General features: G+C 45.8%; 22 protein-coding genes. 7 read left to right on the forward strand and 15 right to left on the reverse strand.

Annotation, left to right across the window (positions count from 1 at the left end):
* Positions 1–81 precede the first annotated feature (81 nt).
* The gene (locus V5G21_RS00080; protein WP_095235935.1) at positions 82–1,299 is read left to right on the forward strand and encodes a nucleotidyltransferase; all 1,218 of its coding nucleotides are present in this window, start codon (positions 82–84) and stop codon (positions 1,297–1,299) included.
* On the opposite strand, the gene V5G21_RS00085 is transcribed toward V5G21_RS00080, so the two are convergent.
* Both V5G21_RS00085 and V5G21_RS00090 read right to left on the reverse strand, forming a co-directional pair.
* A complete protein-coding gene (locus V5G21_RS00085; protein WP_011247217.1) occupies positions 1,296–2,348 on the reverse strand; it encodes a SepM family pheromone-processing serine protease in 1,053 nt (350 codons plus the stop codon). The two genes, V5G21_RS00080 and V5G21_RS00085, sit on opposite strands and share 4 nt — an antisense overlap.
* 3 nt (positions 2,349–2,351) lie before the next feature.
* Positions 2,352–3,134, reverse strand: a complete 783-nt coding sequence (locus V5G21_RS00090) for a patatin-like phospholipase family protein (protein WP_035201565.1) — start codon at positions 3,132–3,134, stop codon at positions 2,352–2,354.
* A 122-nt stretch (positions 3,135–3,256) separates the two neighbouring features.
* Between V5G21_RS00090 and ylbJ the strand changes: the two genes are divergently transcribed.
* The gene (gene ylbJ, locus V5G21_RS00095) at positions 3,257–4,474 is read left to right on the forward strand and encodes a sporulation integral membrane protein YlbJ (protein WP_035201567.1); all 1,218 of its coding nucleotides are present in this window, start codon (positions 3,257–3,259) and stop codon (positions 4,472–4,474) included.
* On the opposite strand, the gene coaD is transcribed toward ylbJ, so the two are convergent.
* Positions 4,471–4,950 carry a pantetheine-phosphate adenylyltransferase gene (gene coaD, locus V5G21_RS00100; protein ID WP_011247220.1) on the reverse strand — a complete coding sequence of 160 codons (480 nt, stop codon included), beginning with the start codon at positions 4,948–4,950 and terminating at the stop codon, positions 4,471–4,473. The genes ylbJ and coaD overlap by 4 nt on opposite strands.
* Before the next feature lie 4 nt (positions 4,951–4,954).
* Entirely contained in the window at positions 4,955–5,506 is a 552-nt protein-coding gene (rsmD, locus tag V5G21_RS00105; RefSeq protein WP_035201569.1) for a 16S rRNA (guanine(966)-N(2))-methyltransferase RsmD, read from the reverse strand.
* 569 nt (positions 5,507–6,075) lie between these two features.
* Here rsmD and V5G21_RS00110 point away from each other — a divergent pair.
* Positions 6,076–6,453 carry a DUF7147 family protein gene (locus V5G21_RS00110; RefSeq protein WP_011247222.1) on the forward strand — a complete coding sequence of 126 codons (378 nt, stop codon included), beginning with the start codon at positions 6,076–6,078 and terminating at the stop codon, positions 6,451–6,453.
* Between the two features lie 44 nt (positions 6,454–6,497).
* Here V5G21_RS00110 and V5G21_RS00115 read toward each other — a convergent pair whose 3' ends face one another.
* Together V5G21_RS00115 and V5G21_RS00120 are read right to left on the reverse strand one after the other, a co-directional pair.
* A complete protein-coding gene (locus V5G21_RS00115; protein ID WP_011247223.1) occupies positions 6,498–6,776 on the reverse strand; it encodes a YlbG family protein in 279 nt (92 codons plus the stop codon).
* Positions 6,777–6,868: 92 nt separating this feature from the next.
* Complete coding sequence (locus V5G21_RS00120; protein ID WP_011247224.1) at positions 6,869–7,309, reverse strand: YlbF family regulator; 441 nt, start codon at positions 7,307–7,309, stop codon at positions 6,869–6,871.
* A 153-nt stretch (positions 7,310–7,462) separates the two neighbouring features.
* Here V5G21_RS00120 and V5G21_RS00125 point away from each other — a divergent pair, with 153 nt between their 5' ends.
* A complete protein-coding gene (locus V5G21_RS00125; RefSeq protein WP_035201571.1) occupies positions 7,463–8,233 on the forward strand; it encodes an ATP-grasp domain-containing protein in 771 nt (256 codons plus the stop codon).
* Here V5G21_RS00125 and V5G21_RS00130 read toward each other — a convergent pair.
* Entirely contained in the window at positions 8,230–8,499 is a 270-nt protein-coding gene (locus V5G21_RS00130) for a YlbE-like family protein (RefSeq protein ID WP_011247226.1), read from the reverse strand. The two genes, V5G21_RS00125 and V5G21_RS00130, sit on opposite strands and share 4 nt — an antisense overlap.
* 12 nt (positions 8,500–8,511) lie before the next feature.
* Entirely contained in the window at positions 8,512–8,937 is a 426-nt protein-coding gene (locus V5G21_RS00135; protein ID WP_011247227.1) for a YlbD family protein, read from the reverse strand.
* A 148-nt stretch (positions 8,938–9,085) separates the two neighbouring features.
* On the opposite strand from V5G21_RS00135, the gene V5G21_RS00140 reads away from it, so the two are divergent.
* Entirely contained in the window at positions 9,086–9,568 is a 483-nt protein-coding gene (locus tag V5G21_RS00140; RefSeq protein WP_011247228.1) for a PaaI family thioesterase, read from the forward strand.
* Positions 9,569–9,622: 54 nt separating this feature from the next.
* Here the strand turns inward: V5G21_RS00140 and V5G21_RS00145 are convergent, their stop codons facing one another.
* On the reverse strand, positions 9,623–10,768 hold the full coding sequence (locus V5G21_RS00145) for a CAP domain-containing protein (protein WP_011247229.1): 1,146 nt from the start codon (positions 10,766–10,768) through the stop codon (positions 9,623–9,625).
* A gap of 195 nt (positions 10,769–10,963) precedes the next feature.
* Between V5G21_RS00145 and V5G21_RS00150 the strand changes: the two genes are divergently transcribed.
* Positions 10,964–11,317, forward strand: a complete 354-nt coding sequence (locus V5G21_RS00150) for a YugN family protein (protein WP_011247230.1) — start codon at positions 10,964–10,966, stop codon at positions 11,315–11,317.
* Positions 11,318–11,414: 97 nt separating this feature from the next.
* On the opposite strand, the gene V5G21_RS00155 is transcribed toward V5G21_RS00150, so the two are convergent.
* From V5G21_RS00155 to coxB, 6 genes are all read right to left on the reverse strand, one after another.
* Positions 11,415–11,903, reverse strand: coding sequence for a TcaA NTF2-like domain-containing protein (locus tag V5G21_RS00155; protein WP_011247231.1), 489 nt, complete (start codon positions 11,901–11,903; stop codon positions 11,415–11,417).
* Positions 11,904–11,974: 71 nt separating this feature from the next.
* On the reverse strand, positions 11,975–12,526 hold the full coding sequence (locus V5G21_RS00160) for a DUF420 domain-containing protein (protein ID WP_011247232.1): 552 nt from the start codon (positions 12,524–12,526) through the stop codon (positions 11,975–11,977).
* A 122-nt stretch (positions 12,527–12,648) separates the two neighbouring features.
* Positions 12,649–12,996, reverse strand: coding sequence for a cytochrome C oxidase subunit IV family protein (locus tag V5G21_RS00165; RefSeq protein WP_011247233.1), 348 nt, complete (start codon positions 12,994–12,996; stop codon positions 12,649–12,651).
* Between the two features lies 1 nt (position 12,997).
* Positions 12,998–13,621, reverse strand: coding sequence for a cytochrome (ubi)quinol oxidase subunit III (locus V5G21_RS00170; RefSeq protein ID WP_011247234.1), 624 nt, complete (start codon positions 13,619–13,621; stop codon positions 12,998–13,000).
* Position 13,622: 1 nt separating this feature from the next.
* Positions 13,623–15,497, reverse strand: coding sequence for a cytochrome c oxidase subunit I (gene ctaD, locus V5G21_RS00175; protein WP_063609872.1), 1,875 nt, complete (start codon positions 15,495–15,497; stop codon positions 13,623–13,625).
* Between the two features lie 32 nt (positions 15,498–15,529).
* Positions 15,530–16,564, reverse strand: coding sequence for a cytochrome c oxidase subunit II (coxB, locus tag V5G21_RS00180; protein WP_338465060.1), 1,035 nt, complete (start codon positions 16,562–16,564; stop codon positions 15,530–15,532).
* A 396-nt stretch (positions 16,565–16,960) separates the two neighbouring features.
* Between coxB and V5G21_RS00185 the strand changes: the two genes are divergently transcribed.
* A complete protein-coding gene (locus V5G21_RS00185) occupies positions 16,961–17,866 on the forward strand; it encodes a COX15/CtaA family protein (RefSeq protein ID WP_011247237.1) in 906 nt (301 codons plus the stop codon).
* The last annotated feature ends 34 nt before the right edge of the window (positions 17,867–17,900 follow it).

Genomic DNA, 17,900 nt, shown 5'->3' on the forward strand with positions numbered 1-17,900 from the left:
ATAGGTTATAATTTACCCAAGTACGTCCCATTTTAGCATGTGGGATGACCATGCGCAAAATCAAGAGGAGGGCTTATTGGCGTGAGGGCACTTGGCTTAGTTGTAGAATACAATCCATTTCATAATGGCCATCTGCACCACTTGACACAAGCAAAGCAGCAAACGGGCGCAGACGTGGTCGTCGCTGTCATGAGTGGCACATTTTTGCAACGGGGCGAACCAGCGCTTTTATCACGCTGGTACCGGGCAGAAATGGCATTGGCTGCTGGAGCAGACCTCGTTGTTGAACTCCCTTATGCTTTTTCCGTACAGACGGCAGAGCGCTTCGCCGAAGGCGCAGTGACGATCTTAGCGGCACTCCGTTGTTCTGTACTAAACTTCGGCAGTGAGAAAGGGGAAATTGCTCCTTTTTATGCACTTGCCGAGTTTATGAACGATCACCAAGTAGCGTTTAACCACCATGTGAAACAGTTTTTAAAAGATGGGGTTTCATACCCAAAAGCAAGCGCACAGGCCTTTTCAATGCTGTCTGGACACGAAAAATTGCTGCCGTTAGATCAGCCGAACAATATTCTTGGTTACCATTACGTGAAAGCGATCCAACGCCTTGGAATCAGCATGGAAGCAACGACAACGTTGCGTATTCAAGCCGGTTACCATGACAAGGAGTTTGCCGGGCCCATTGCAAGCGCAACGGCAATCCGCAAAGCGTTATTGTCTGGCGAAAACATTGAGACAGCCGTACCTGCTCATACAGCCCGCCTCATTCAAATGTATAAGCGCCGTTACCGGTTGCTGCATACATGGGAACATTATTTCCCCTTTCTCCAGCACAAAGTGCTGACGACGCCACTTGCTGAATTAGCAAAAACGGCTGAATGCAGCGAAGGGCTTGAGCACCGCTTAAGAGATTCACTATTTAGCGCCTCTTCCTTTCAAGGCTGGCTATCAGCTACGAAATCGAAACGTTATACACAAACGAGGCTCCAACGTTTGTTTGCCCATTTGTTAACGGGCACAACCGCAGAAGAAAATGCGGCTATCCAGCAAAGCGGCCCCGCTTACATTCGCCTTCTCGGTATGAGCGAAACAGGCAAAACATACATAAGAGAAAACAAAAAAACCTTTTCCTTGCCCCTCGTTACAAGACAAGGGGAACTGCGCCGCTACGGGCAAGCAGGAGAGCAAGAGCTCCGCATTAGCCAATGTTATTGGCTGCCATTGCCTCCACAGGCGCTAAAGCAGGAGGTCACCCGAGAATTCCAGCAAAAACCGATTAATTGGGAAAAGCGCAGCTAAGATGCTGCGCTTTCTTTTGGGGGAAGCCCTTTAAGGAAGCTTAATGCTTCTTCCAATGTATCGATTGGAATGATTTCCATCTTGCTGCCAATCGCTTCGGCGGCTGCTTTCGCCTCTTTATAATTGGAATTGTGCGCCCCATTTTCATTAGGAGCAAGGAAATAATCAGCGCCTTCCCGATCAGCGGCAACCACTTTTTGCTTGGCTCCGCCAATTGGCCCAACATTCCCATCATCGTCAATCGTTCCTGTTCCTGCAATTTGGTACCCTTTTGTTAAATCAATTTCAAGAAGCTGACTATAAATTTCAAGGGCAAACATCAATCCCGCGGATGGCCCGCCAATGGATCCCGCTGAAATCTCGACATCCGGATCAAACCTTGCTGACCGTTTCGTTACTGGCCCGACAATGCCAATGCCTACTTGCCCGTCTTCAACGCTTTGATCTACAGGAAAAGTCGAAAAGGTAAACGTATCTGTGCGGATAGCCGTACCCCGCTCATACGTTAGTTCTACCGTTTCCCCTTCCTTGTAATTGGATATGTGGTCAAATAGCTCTTCGACTGTTTCGATCGTTTCGCCATTTACAGCAGTAATCAAATCGCCTGCTTCCAGCACACCGTCAGCCGACATACCAGGAACCACGCCTGTGACGAAAACGCCGTTGTAGTCAATTTCCACTTCGCCTTTGCCAGCAGCTCGATATGCCGCTATTTTCGCGCTCTCTTGCGAATTGTTCATCAGCATAATTTGCCGCTCATCATATTCTTCATCTGAAATGTTCTTAGGAGCCGGAGAAAGTGAGCGGAATTGGCTAAACAGCGACCAAATTGCTAGCAACGGTGTCGCCCTTGCACTTCTGATCGTTGTCAGCATAAAGGCACCCGTGTCGTCTTTATAGCCTTCCTCTACCTCAATCATCCCCTCCAACGTTTGGGCAATCCCAGGTTGACTATAATAATAAGGAAGCTCCAGCCGTCCAAGAACAACGATAATAATAAATAATAGCACCCAACGCTTCCAAGCAAACGTACGTCGCGTCCCTTCCATCTCCTACCTCCATTGGTCAATCAACTTCAAAATCCCCGGGAGTTGTTGTCTGCATGCATCTGCCCCTTGTTTAATGAGCTGGTCTGTCTCTGAAAAATCTAACGGAGACGAGTGTTTCAAAATCGGCCGCAGCAAAATGTCACCAGCATGTTCCTGTTTCCGGGCTAACTCCCTTCCCATTACATCCATTGTTTGCATAAGAATTTCGTAGATTGAGGGCGATGTAAGGGTTGTGCGAAAAAAGGAAACATCAACAGCAATGACAATATCCGCCCCCATTTGCCGGACAACAGATACAGGCACCCGTTCTACCACCCCGCCATCTACTAAAAGCTGCCCGTCCCGTTGGACAGGGACAAAAATGCCTGGAATCGACAAGCTTGCTCGAACGGCCTTGGCGACGTCTCCCTTTGTCATCACCACTTTTTGGCCGCTTAAAAGATCAGTTGCTACCACTTGAACTGGCGGAAAAAGCGACTCCAGCTTTTTTCTTTTAGCTAGTAGACGAATAAGGCTTTCAATCTTTTGTCCAGCTATCAACCCTTGTTTTGAGACCGTAAAATCCAAGTAATATTTTCGTTTGAAATGTTTCGCAAAGATTTCCATCGTTTCAACCGAATGGCCTACGCCATACATAGTCGCCACCAATGCACCCATACTGCTACCAGCTAAATAATCAATGTGAACCCCCGCTTCTGTAAGCGTCTTTAACACACCAATGTGGGCAAAGCCTCTAGCCCCGCCAGACCCAAGGGCCAGTCCAATCGTTGGCTTTTTGGCGCCCATAGGCATTTCCTCCTTATTGTACTCGTTCGCTTAACGTGTTTCAATCTTATGGTCTAAACCAAACCGTTATGCGTATATTTAAGAGGACAGGCATCGGCTATGAAAAAGGAGGACGCCCATTCATGAAAGAAGCCCACTTTGCATCGCTCGTTAAAACTGGTTTCCTTGCGGGCGCCGCAATTGTGCTTGCATGTGCGCTCATGCTGTTCCCTAAAGAGGCACTGGACGCGTCTACTCGCGGTCTTGAGATGTGGTGGCATGTCGTCTTTCCGTCGCTTTTGCCTTTCTTTATCGTTTCCGAATTGCTGATCGGCTTTGGAGTCGTTTCGTTTATAGGCGTACTATTGGAACCGCTTATGCGCCCGCTCTTCTCTGTACCTGGCATTGGCGGCTTTGTTTGGGCAATGGGGCTAGCCAGCGGCAACCCTGCAGGAGCTAAACTAGCTGTCCGCATGCGCCAACAGAAAAAAGTCACGCGAATAGAAGGCGAACGCCTTGCCGCTTTTACCAATTCGTCCAATCCTTTGTTTATCTTTGGGGCGATTGCAGTCGGTTTTTTCCACGACGCTGCATTAGGAATGGTTTTAGCAATTGCCCACTATGGCGGCAACGTGTTAGTCGGGCTTTCCATGCGTTTTTATGGAGTTTCTGAAACGGACGAGAGAAGCCGCAGCAAAAAGGGGCTACAGCTAACAGACGCTTTCTTGCTTTTGCATGAAGAACGCTTAAAAGACGGGCGCACGCTCGGTAAGTTGCTCGGCGATGCGGTTCGCTCATCGATCCAAACGCTGCTGTTGATTGGCGGTTTTATTATCTTGTTTTCCGTATTAAACCAGATGCTGTCACTACTAGGCGTTCTTAGCCTTGTAGCATTCGCAGTCCAACAGCTCTTTTCCCTTGTTGGGCTTCCGCCTGAACTAGCTAAGCCTTTTTTAGCTGGTCTGTTTGAAATCACAATTGGCGCTGAACAAATAAGCAGCACAGACGGCGTATCTATATGGTTTCAGCTCATTGTTGTTTCTTTCATCCTTGGGTTCGGCGGCTTTTCAGTGCAGGCCCAAGTGGCCAGCATCTTGACTGAGTCAGACCTTCGCTTCCGCCCATTTTTTTTCGCCCGTTTTTTGCACGGTGTGTTTGCTGCTTTGCTAGCTGCACTTCTTTTCCAACCACTCTATAAACCGAATGCCCACGAAACAGGAAGCTTTGGCGCCAACGCCCCTGCTTTGTTTGGCGAACGTATTTGGGAATGGCTCGCTGCTTACGGCGGCATGATCACCCTATGTGCGTTGTTGTATTTTATTTTCGCCAACGCCCGCGTTTTGTTACGGGAAACCGACTAGCGCCGGTATACTTCCTTAAGAGCATGAGCAACAGGCTGTGGCACGAGCTTTGACACATCTTGGGAGTAGCTCGCCACCTCTTTAACAATGCTGGAACTGACATAAGAATAATTCGGATCTGTCATTAAAAAAAGGGTGTCTAACTGTGGCGCCAGTTCTTTGTTCATGGTGGCAATATTTTTTTCATATTCAAAATCAGCATTTGAGCGAAGGCCTCGTACAATCGCCGTTGCCTCCTTTTCTCTCGCATAATCGACAAGCAGGCCATCAAATGAATCAATGGTTGCGTTTTTTATATGGGCAATCGATTCCCGTAACAGCCGCTCCCGTTCTGCCAATGGAAAAAGCGGCTTTTTTTTGTTGTTGATTAAAATCGCAATAATGATCTCGTCAAACAGGGCGCCAGCCCGCTCAAATAAGTCAATATGGCCATTCGTGACAGGATCAAAGCTCCCTGAACAAATTGCTCTTTTCATCTCATCAACCCTTCTTGTAAACCGTTAGTTTTGTATCGCCATAGCATTCTTCCCGCTCTTTAATTAAAGGCCCTGCTGTGTCTGGCAACTGTATATGTAGCGCTGTTTCACAAACTGTTACGCCTGCTGGTGCAAGCAAATGGTAGTCGTCAATCAAGCCAAAAATCGTCGCAATTTGTTGCTTGGCATACGGAGGATCTAACAAAATCAGCTCAAAGGCGACATCTCGTTTACCGACTGCTTTTAAAGCGCGCAAGCTATCGTTGCGGTATACTTCTGCTTTATCTGTATAGCCGGTATGGCTTAAATTAGCGTGGATTGTTGCAATTGCTTGCTTGTTCTGGTCAACAAAAATGCATGATTCCATCCCCCTGCTCAGCGCCTCGATCCCTAAAGCGCCGCTACCTGCATAAAGGTCTAACGCCTTCCCTCCATCAAAATAAGGGCCAATGATATTGAACATCGCTTCTTTTACTTTATCTGTCGTCGGCCGTGTTGTTTTTCCAGGAACAGCTTTTAACTGTAAGCCCCGTGCTTCACCCGCAATAACCCTCATTTCCATCACCTAATCATCTGTTTTTCTTCTATCGTACCATATATGAACCGCTCCTACTTGCAACACGCATACAGTCCAAGCTGTATTGATCGATTGGACACGCAGACAATCGCTTTAGGGCCAAACGAACAATCTACAGATGAAGAGCTAGCTCAGTACTAAATGATTTCCATCTTCTTCTTTTATTCATACAGCAACATTATCTCTAGTTAACATTGATGATAGCAAATTGCTACAAACGAGAGCAATAAGACTTCCAGGCTCGAATAGCCGGATCATTCGTCCCCTCCCCACTAGAGCAAAACGACTTGTTTCAAAAAGCTGTTAAAAGATGTGTATAAAGCGCCGATTCCATGACCATACTGGATGTTAGCAGCACAGTACGTGTTGCGACAACCGCGGAGAAGGCTTACGTTTCCCCATAAGCTCTTCCTCCGGTTTCTCCTCTCCCATAGCCATGTGAAAATCATGGCAAGGCGCTCTTCTTCATGAAGGGCGCCTATTTTTTGCTCGACAAAGGCTCGCTCCCATGCTATTCTGCACTCAAACGTAGTTGGAGGAAATGCACGATGATTCAACGATTTATCGAACTAGGAAATGGCTATACTGATTTCTTTGAACTGCTAGAACTGGCAAAAAGCAATGCCAAGCGCGCCCATGCTTTTTTAGAATTGCAAACAGAAGAAGGGCGTTCCTCCTTGGCCGTATGCTTTAAGCCAGCCGGAGACAGCCAATTTATGCCGATTTACATATGTAGGGAAGGGTTTCAGGCAAACAATCGCCAAAATAAACGACTAGCTGCCTTCTATGCACTCGCTTCCGAACTTGGCTTTACCGTTTTCAAACTGGAAGTGAAGCCAAAAAGGGCCTTTTACGATATCGAATTATACGACCAATACCTTGTTGGCTTACTCCGCTTCCAGCGAATATTACCACCGTTAAGTTAAGGAATCGACATAAAAAAACCTGGAAGGATCAACCACCTTCCAGGCTATATGCCTAATTTGTAATCGTATTCTTTCGCTTTATCTGGTTTCGCCCCTTCATACTCCGTATTGATAAACGGGCGCATGGATGGTTTAACGTCCGTAACAAAATGAAAGCTGGAAAGCTTGTCAACCAATTCAGGCACTTTTGACTGGTCGCAATAAAAAACGACGTATTTCATTTTCTTTGAGACGTACTGGACATGTCCAAACCGTCTTAGCTGGCGTGCATATTTAAGCGACGTAAGCCAGACAACAATCCCTTGCCGATTTGGGCTAATCATCTTCCATTCCCCTTTTGATCAAATCAATTTGCGTTGCTATCATTTTTCTCATCCTACATTGATTTTATCCACGTTTCAAGGCCTAAAACTGCCTAGCCGCAGCTGCAGCTCCCTCCTGAGCCACAGCCGCCGCTACAAGGCATTGAGTCAAAAAACGGGTTACCTGTAGGTACTTTTATAGAAGAAGAAACGCTATGGGCGATGATGGTGCTGAGTTCATTCAAGAGCGACTCCAGTTCTGTTTCTGCTTGCTTAAAAGCGGAAATGACCTCATCTTTATCCAACTCGCGCTTTGCGATCCGAATTTCCGCGGATACCGACTTATAATCGGGATGATATTTGCCAAACCGCTGCACTTCCTCATGGGCTTGCTTCACTTTTTTAAAGCGTTCTACCTTTGCTTGCGCAGCACGGTTTTCTTCAAAACGGGCACGGGATAAGCGATAGTTAGCAAACACGCTTGATTGCAGCACCATTGCTGCCAGCTCATCTGACGCTTGAAGCATGTCCATCGCATCAATTGTAGCAATCATGGCACACCTCCTCTTCCATTGTAGCACGATTATTTCTTTTTAGGCTAATCATTTATACGTTGACAAGCCACCTAAAACCTCTCTATAATTCATTCCGTTAATTGCTTCTCTCCTTTGTTGCCAACACCTATTTTTCCTTGAGGAGGAAATACTTTGAACCTTGTTACATTTAACCCATTCCGGACAATCGGCATACCAGGCATTGATTACATAAAGCCTGAAGCGATGTTTCAGGAACGCCAAAAGATTACTAACGCCGATCTATGCCTTTTCCCTGAAAATTGGCAAGTGACGAGCCTCGTCTATGGCTTTAAAAAACCGATTTTCCCAAGCATTGAAAGCATTCAGCTTGGCTATAGCAAAATCGAAATGACACGTGCGTTATGGGCTGTTTGTCCAGACAATGTCCCGAACACGATGATTGTTGGCTCGAGTAACGCCATGGTTCAAAAAATCATTGAATCTTTTTCTTTTCCTTTTATCGCCAAAACGGTGCGTTCATCGATGGGACAAGGCGTGTTCTTTATTGAAAATGAACAACAACTCCACGCTTACGCTGACAGCCATGAAGTCCTTTACATTCAAGAATACATTGAAAGCGACCGTGATTTGCGCTTATGTGTGATTGGAGATCGCGTTGTCAACAGCTATTGGCGCATAAATGAGTCAGGGTTTCGCAACAATATCGCTCAAGGAGGCGCGATTTCCTTTAAAGCCATCCCAAAAGAAGCGGTCGCTCTCGTTGAACAAGTGGCCAGAGCATTAAACATCAACCACGCTGGCTTTGATGTCCTCGTTGCTAAAAATCGTTTCTATATCCTTGAATTCAATGTGCTCTTCGGCAACCAAGGCTTCCATGAGCAAGGTTTGCACCCAGAATCATTCATTTACGAGGCCATCAAAAAATCCGCAACGGACATTTAATTGTTCGTTACGGATTGGACTGTCTCCGCTACTGTGTTTTGCCCCATTTTCAACATTTCCATCAACATCATGACCATGCTGACATTGTTTTGCATTTTTTCAACCCGTTGCGGCCATGTTTTTCCATAAAAATAATTTGCTTCTCTTTCCATTGCCGCAAGCTGGTCAGGCTGTCGCCCAAGTCGGCGGTACCATTCAGGATGATAGCGGATAAATGCCTTTAATTCTGGCTGTTCAAAAATTTTTCGCTGTACTTCTTCTCTCATTTGCTGCCCCCCTTAATCTCTTCTAAAAGAAAAAGGCGATTCGCTTTCCCTTTGCCGCACTGGTTCTGACGGCTTTTGGAACGTTTGTATCAAGCCTTGGACATTGGTAAGCATTGTACTAAAGTGGTTTAAGTGTGATTGCAAATCTTGGATATTCATTTTTTTAACCATGCCCATCAATTGATTGATAAATTCTGTACCCGTGCTAGAAGACTCGTCGGCAGTTTCTTCTTTTTCATTGGCAGCGGACGAAGCAGTCGTATCTTTATTTTTATAAGGAGCCCAGTGTTCATGTGAACTGCCAAGGACCGTCCATTCCTCATAGGTATGCTGGAGTGTTTTGTTCCCTTCTTTTATTTCTTTTATGAGCCTCGGATGTTCCCGTACAAACGCTTTAAATTCCTCAACTGAAGGATGCAGATTCGCCTTGTCTTCCATCTGTACCATCCTCTCTTAAATGGATTATGTATAGTAGTATATCCGCCCACCGAGTCCAACGTTCATCTTTTTTTGCGCAAGCACTTTAATGTTTGGTACACTACTAGAGTATGTAGACCAACTAGATATGTGAAAAAAGGTGAATGACATGGATGTTAAAGAAAAATTGAACCACTATATCGAACATGCAACAGAAGAAGAGCTGGCTGTCCTTGAGCAAATCACAGACGGGCTGCTCGCCAAACAACAAAATGAACAACTTACCTATTTATCCGGGATTACGAAAGCAGAAATAAGCCAACACGACAATGAAACATTTGAAATGCGGATGCCGCTAGGCCCCCTTGTCCATAATCCCCTTCAAATCGTCCACGGCGGCATGACTGCTACCCTCCTTGATTCTACTCTAGGCGGCGCTGCTATGAACAGCCTCCCGCCCCATTTAACGGCGGTTACTTCCCAGCTCAATATCCATTACCTTCGCCCTGGAAAAGGCTCTTTCATGCGATGCATAGCCAAAATTGTCCATAAAGGCAAACAGCTCATTGTTTTAGAAGGGGAAGCGTTTGATGACCAAGAACGTTTGCTTGCCAAAGCGACTGCTACGTTTTTTGTCATTCCTCGCCGCTAGTCGGCATAAAAAGCCAGTAGGCGCGTTTGTGCACCTACTGGCTTGTTGCTATCGCTACGATTGGGGCTTCAGAAAATTTTGCGTATAGTAATCTTCGTACACGCCAACGCCTAAAAACGTAAACTCCTCGTGAAGCAAATTGACGCGATGCCCTTCACTGTTTAACCAACCTTCTGTTGCTGCAATGCCATCGACGTATTTCAAAGCAATGTTCTCTCCTGCCATCGCAAATGGCACCTCGCCCGTGTTAAAACGGTCGGCCAAGTTTCCTTTAACTGGCGAGACATGGTCAAAATATTGTTCATCGTGCATGTCTTTGCTGTGCAAATAAGCGACATCCGCTACCTCTTCGGACCACTCAAATGGAGGCAAGCCATGGTAAGCGCGTATGTGGTTAGTCCGTTCAAAGATTTGTTGTTCATTGGCAGCTTCCACTTGCTTCATTTGTTCTTCCGACAATTCTGGCCTCTCTGGAAGCGTACCTGTATAGCTTAATGAGTACGGTTTTTGTTTGAGGAGCACCTCGTCCGTCATTAAACGGATGCTTGACACTTCGTCGGTATGGATATCCATATAAACTTGCAGCCAGTAATCATCAACTGGTGCGAGCGGTCGCATCTTGTAATCTTCCCCTGTTAAACGGAACGTGAACTGGCCATCATCTGTTTCGACGGGTACGTTTTCTTCAAAAGAGTAGGCTTTCTCTAATTCAGAAAAACTGGCGCGCTCATTTCCTAAAAATCCCGCGGCAGCGGAGCCACTAGCAACTATAGACACCACTTCGCCATGTTCAACGCAGACGACTAAATACCCATCATCCACATTTGTATAGACCCATGACACATAACCAAAGGCAGAAGGGTCTTTTCGCACTGGATCACCGTATGTGGCAATCACATCTTTCTCCTGCTTTCCCATTAAAGCAGAGACATTAACGAGCGAAGCGGAAGCTTGCTCCGTTTTGGCGTCTGATTCGCCTGTATCCTCATCCGTTCCCTCATCAACGTCATCTTTCTTTTCTTCAGTGGCAAAGCGGCTTGTTTGGGCACTGTCTTTGCCGCCATTGCCAGATTTTCTTTTTTCAGCTGCCATTTGACCGATTGAAGCATCCGGCGCAGGCGCCATCTGGTTTTGTTGTTCATAAACAAGCACTGCCAATATCGCGAGTAGAACCATTAGAAGTGCAGAGCGTTTAAGCATCTTCTCACATCCCTTCCGTACCTTTAGCTATAAAATTGGCACCAACTGCCGATTTTCCTTTCTCTAGTCTTGAGGAATGGTGTCTTTTTCTGTCTTACATCCAGTCTAGGAAAATTGCGTTTCCCGTTGCATAAGAAAGCGTTTCATACTATCATTAGGAATGAGAAACAGCTGTCGAATGAAGGGGGAAAACCTGTGAAATTTCCGGATACAGGACTTGAAGAAAAAGAAGTAGCATTTTCAATCGTGAATCACGCAGCCAAATCGCTCGGCTTTATCCATGTCGACCAGTGGGACTACGAACGGGTTATGTTCGACTACAAAATCGTCCACCATGAAGGCACGTTTTATTTGCGTGTCCCTGCCTATGCTGTGAAAGGAGAAATTCCACGACCTTCCACGATTGTGCAAATTATGACGCCGATTCTTGGTAAGTATTACTACCCTCACGGCGTCGAATACGAAGGGGAAACTTTCCCACAAGCAGTTATTGACAAATGCAATAACAAGTTGGCTCTTCTCGCAAAGACGATTAAAGCTGAGTGGTAAGGAGCGAGCCGCTTCATCTTTACAAAAAAGGACGAGATGCTACAGGAGTAGGATCTCGCCTTATTTTTTTGCCAAAATAACTTTAGAGACCGATAAATCAATCGCTTTCATTCGTCCTGTCGATAATCGTATACAGCCGCAATGACTGGTCAGCTCCCTCCACAACCCAATAACGGACGTTTCTAGTAATGTCATCGACTTGGTCGTCTGTCATAATATGGACTTGCTCAATGACATCTGCAAAATAGTCGCCTTCCTTGTCGTCTTCATATACGTTTTCTACTTCAAATGAAACAAGCTCTTTCGTTGAGCCATTTTTTTGGAGCTCTTCTCCGTAGCGTTGTAACGCATGGAAAAAGGATGTATTCGGAAGCAAATAGTCCGCTTCCAATTGAGCCAATTCGTGATCATTAACCGCCGCTACCATATCTTGTTTGTAGCTTGTTACAAACGCTGAAACACGCTCAGCAGTCTCGTCTGGAACGGCATGGAGTGCTCCCGGCTTCGGATCACTGCACCCGCCGAGTAAAGCCGCTGCCAATAGTGCGACGGCAACTTGCCTTTTCCACATAGATGTCACTGCCATTCCTTCTCGTCCCTTCTGTTCGCTGATGCCGCACCTCTAGTATACCTGAAAGGAAGCCGTTAAGGAAACCATTAATAATAAGGTGAAATCAAGATGTAAACGAGCACACCCGTAAAACTGACATACAACCATAGCGGCATCGTCCAGCGGGCAATCCGCTTATGGCGCTCATTTTCCATGTTCCAAGCTCTTGCAACACTTGTTAGTGCCAACGGGACAATGGCTGCGGCAAGCACAATATGTGTAATCAAAATGAAATAATAAAACACGGCCATAAAGCCGCTGCCGCCATAAGCTGTCGACTCAGCTAAGACGTGATGGGCCACATACGTCACCAAGAATAACGTTGTCGTCAAAAAGGCAGCATAAATAAAACGTCGGTGTACGTTTACCTTCCGCTTCAGAATGGCAATCAATGCACAAAGCAAGAATAGAAAGGTAAAAGAATTAAATATCGCATTCAACATCGGCAAAATGGTGACGTCAAACAAATCAAAGTCTTCTACACCTGGCATTCCCGATAGAATCATGATTGCGCCAATCAAGATGGCCGAGATGGTAATAATCGCTGGTCGATAATTCCGTTTTTGTTTGTATTGATTTGAGCCATTTTCCATGTCCATCACTCCTCCAATTACTGCCTACTAAGTATACTACAATACATACGGGCATTTCAGCGCTTGTTGATGTTGCAATTTGATGAAATATAGAAAAAGCCTTGACTAAGGAGCCAAGGCTTTTCCTACTAATATTTCACAATACCGATTAGCAGCATAAGCGACACAATCGTTGGTACTGTGACAAAGATGCCCGTAATGATAAACACCGTTGCCCAAGTATGGTCTTTATCCTTCATATGCATAAAGAACAACAGTTGAAGCAGTAGCTGAACAACAGCAAGAATAAGGATAAACGGTACAGCGAAATTCGTTGGAATAATATCGGCACCAACCGCCGCGAATGCCAGCACGGTTAAAAACAACATGAGGACAAACACGACGATTTGATTGCGGATTTCCGTTTTCATTTCCCGTTTTTCTGCTTCCGTCATTGCGCTCTTATCAAACGGCTTACTCAAATGGTCATCCGCCATCTTAATACCCTCCTACTCCCATTAAATAAACAACCGTAAAAATAAATACCCAAACGACGTCAATGAAGTGCCAATACAAGCTAGCCACGTAAAACTTCGGTGCATTGGTCAATGTGATGCCAGCACGGAAGTTGCGGATAATCAAAAGCGTGATCCACCCGAGTCCGAACAACACGTGGGCGCCGTGCAAACCAACTAGCGTATAGAATGCCGATGAAAACGCGCTAGTCGTAAAGCCGAATTCATAGTCATGGACATAGTGTTGGAACTCGTAAATTTCCAACCCTAAAAACGCCAATCCTAGCACGACTGTAATAATCATCCACGTCATCATTTGCTTGAATTTGTTTTTCTTCATCGCAAACATGGCAAACACACTTGTCATTGAACTTGTCAATAACAGCATCGTCATGAGGAACACGAGCGGCAGTGTGAACAAATCGGTCGAAGCGGGACCGTTGCCGACACCATTGCGAAGCCCTAAATAGGTGCCGAAAAAGGTTGCAAACATGATGGTCTCTCCGCCAAGGAAAAACCAGAAGCCTAAAAACTTGTTTTTGCCTTCCAGTGTTGCCCGCTCTGGATGGGAGGGCAGTCCTTTTGTAGCATCTACAGATCCAGCCATATTATTTGCCACCTCCCCATTTTTTCAAATCGGCCTGAACGACGCTTTTTGGAATATGGTAGCCATGGTCGTCTTTGATCGACCGGAGCGCCATTGATCCGAACGTGAGGATCGCACCTACGGCAACAACGATCCATGGGCTGACAATTGGGTTATCCATTTCCAACATAATCAGGCCAAAACCGCCAAAGAAAAGGCCAATTGAAATAATAAGCGGCAAAATTGAACCGTTTGGCATGTGAATGTCGCCAACAGGTTCTGCCGGTTTCATTGTTCCGTCACCATGCACTTTTTCATAGAAAAGCGGATCGAGAGAACGAATTTGCGGCGTTTGCGCAAAGTTGTATTCAGGCACAGGCGTTGGCGTTGCCCATTCAAGCGTCCGTGCATCCCACGGATCGTTTATGCCAATGACACGCTCCCCTTTAAACGCTGAATAAATAATATTAATGACAAGCAAAATGACAGCAGCCGACATAAAGAACGTGCCTACTGTACTAATTAAGTTGAAATCATCCAAGCCTTGGCCGCCAAGGTATGTATAAACGCGGCGCGGCATTCCCATCAGTCCAAGGAAATGCTGGATAAAGAAAGTCAAATGGAATCCGATTGTAAACAGAACAAAAAACCATTTTCCCATCTTCTCATTCAGCTTATGGTTAAACATTTTCGGATACCAATAAAACAATCCGGCAAATAGCGCAAACACAATCCCGCCGACAATGATGTAATGAAAGTGTGCAACGACAAAGTACGTATCATGGTACAAATAGTCTACCGGCGCCATTGCGAGCATGACCCCTGTAACGCCGCCAAGCACGAACGTCGGCACGAATGAAGAAGCAAATAGCATCGACGTATTAAATGTGATTTTGCCGCCCCACATCGTAAAGAGCCAGTTAAAGATTTTAATACCTGTCGGAACAGCAATGGTCATTGTAGCAATCGCAAAGATTGAATTAGCCACTGGACCGATGCCGACTGTAAACATATGGTGAGCCCACACCATGAACCCGAGGAAGGCAATGATCATTGTCGCGAATACCATCGCCGTGTAACCGAAAAGCCGTTTGCGTGAAAAGGCCGGAATGACTTCAGAAATGATTCCGAACGCCGGCAAAACGAGAATGTACACTTCTGGGTGCCCGAAGATCCAGAAAATATGTTGCCAAATGACGACATTTCCCCCTGCTGTCGGGTTGAAAAACTGGGCATCGAATATGCGTTCAAGCATAAGCAAAGCAAGCCCGGCCGCTAGAGGTGTAAAAGCAAACAAAATCAACGTGGACGTGACGAATGATGTCCAAACGAACAACGGCAAACGCATCATTGTCATACCTGGTGCACGCATGTTAATGATCGTCACGAGGAAGTTAATCGCAGATATTAATGTCCCAATCCCCGAGACTTGTAAACCGAGTACGTAAAAGTCAAGCCCAAGCTGGTTTTCATTTAGTGACAACGGCACGTAAGCTGTCCAGCCTGCATCAGGGCCGCCGCCAAAGAACCAACTAAGTGATAAAAGCAGCCCGCCCGACATAAAAATCCAAAATCCGAGCGCGTTTACAAACGGAAACGCGACGTCGCGGGCGCCAATTTGCAAAGGAATGAAGTAGTTCATAAAACCAAACAACAAAGGCGTCGCTGCCAAAAACAGCATGATGGTGCCATGCATTGTAATAAATTCATTAAATGTCTGGCCGCTTAAAAACGTATTATCAGGAAACATGAGCTGTATCCGCATAAACACAGCCATCAACCCTGCTTTAACAAAGAAAAGCGTTCCGGCAATTAAATACATAATGCCGAGTTTCTTATGGTCGACTGTCGTCAGCCAATCCCAAATAACGCTTTTTTCTTTTTTATAACTAGCCAATCTAAGACCCTCCTTTACCCGTTCTTTCTATATTAATACTCTTGATCGGCTCCCCGCACTTGTAACGAACGCAAATACTCGACAATCGCATCGAGATCTTCATCGCTAATGTCGGGATGAGCTGGCATGTTGTTGCCTTGCTTCAAAGATTGTGGGTCTCGAATCCATTTTTTCAACAGCTCGTCGTCGTCGATGTCATAGACGCCAGCAAGCGTTTGGCGATCACCAAAGTTGGTCAGCGCTGGTCCTGTCGCCATGCCTTGTCCGCCAATGGCATGACAAGAAATGCAGGCATTTTCTTGGAAAGCTTCATAGCCTGCTTCGGCATTGGCCGCCGTAGCTTCTTGTTCAACGGCAAGCATGTCTTCCACCCAAGCGTCATACTCATCGCGTTCCAAAGCAATTACTTTAAAATCCATGAGTGCATGGGACGGTCCACAAAGTTCAGCACATTTGCCTTTATAGACGCCTGGTTCGTCGGCATTAAGCGTTAACGCATTGGTTACCCCTGGAATATTGTCGATTTTCCCGCCAAGAGCCGGCACCCAGAAAGAGTGGATTACATCTTCGGCATTCAGTTCAAATACGACATCTTCCCCTGCAGGGATATACACCTCTTGTCCAGCTGTAAAGCCTTCTTCATAATCAAATTGCCACCAGTATTGATGACCATTTACTTTTATGTACACTGCGTCCTCATGTTCGCTTGGATCCGCGTTCACATGGAAATCAAACGTTCCTGTAACGGTAGGGATGAATAAAATAATTAGCAAAATGATCGGAATGACGGTCCATGTAATTTCCATCGCCGTATTCCCGTGCACTTGCTTCGGCAGTTCTTCATCGCCATCTTTGCGACGGAATTTAAAAATGACGAGGAAAAAAATCACAAATACAACAATGGAGACGAACGTCATAACCGCTATCGACAATAGCATGTTGTCATAAATCCATTGTGCTGCAGGCCCTTTAGGGTCAAGCGCAGTCAGGTTTTCTTCCCCTAGACAGCCTGAAAGCAAAAACAGCATTAATGCTACCGGTACAAGCCGCCATATCTGTTTTCTCATCAAAGCCCCTCACTTTCTTTTTCACATTGTCTGATCTCTTTTTTTGCCAACAGCGAACGAAAACTCGTTTTTACAAGCACTTTACGCAACCGTATTCATTTTTCAGCACTCCGATTAAACAGAAAACACTTAGGATTGCAAACTGTGCTAACGATTGGTGCCTAGTTGTCAGGCAGCCTTGTAAAAACTGTCTTTTTGATTATAACGCAAAATGGGGACGGTTTCATCATATTCCTTTTGTTCACGTAAATGTCACAATTGAAACCGTCAAAGAATGTTCGCAGCTGAAAAATTGACTTTACTTAGTACCTTTTTTAAGATGGAAGAAGCATTTTCAAGACCCACTCTAACTTTACCATATTTTTCGATAAGATTATAGAAGGAAAGGTGAAACGATTGCATAAAGGATTAAAAAGATTAGGCGTTATCACCTCGCTCGGCGTGCTGTTGGTGCTCATCCAAGGCGCCCTCGTCACGAATACAGGTTCTGGTGAAGGTTGTGGGCAAACATGGCCCTTATGTTTTGGCCAAGTCATCCCTCTGGACCCGCCTCCTGAGACGGTCATTGAGTTCTCACACCGCCTTGTCGCCGGCATCGTCGGCATGCTTGTGATCTTAATGGCGATTTGGTCTTGGCGTCGCCTAAAGCATATGCCAGAGACTCGCTTTCTCGCGGTTATTTCCGTCTTTATGATCATTTTTCAAGGTTTGCTAGGAGCAGGCGCGGTTGTGTTTGGCCAGTCTGATTTAATCATGGCGCTTCACTTCGGCTTCTCCGCTTTGTCATTTGCATCGGTTGTGCTATTAACGAGGCTCGCTTTTGAAGATAGCAATCCCCAAAAGCAGTATGCACCAATTGTCTCAAAGGCATACAAAGGCTATGTTATTTTTGTAGCGATTTATTCCTATGTAGCGATCTACACAGGCGCTTATGTGAAACATACGAACGCAACGCTTGCTTGCTCAGGCTTCCCCCTTTGCAATGGGCAATGGGTTCCTGATGTGTTTACTGAAGCGATCGGCGTCCAGCTCTTACACCGAAGCGCTGCGATCTTGCTTTCACTGCTCTTGCTCGTTTTATTTATTTGGACGGTAAAAACGTTCCGCGCTTCCCGCGTGCTCGTCGTTTGCGCAAGCCTAGCAATGCTGCTCGTTATTGGTCAAGCCGCTTCAGGTGTTGCCGTTGTCCTGACATACAATGCAACGCTAACACTCGGTATTTTCCATGCGTTGCTCATTTCGCTCTTATTTACACTGCTCTGTTACATGGTCATGCTTGTCACGCGGCACAAAGCTAAATAAAAAACGCAAAAACCGGCTGGGCTAGTGCCCAGCC

This window comes from Shouchella rhizosphaerae (genome assembly GCF_036700015.1).
GTDB lineage: Bacteria > Bacillota > Bacilli > Bacillales > Bacillaceae_D > Shouchella > Shouchella rhizosphaerae.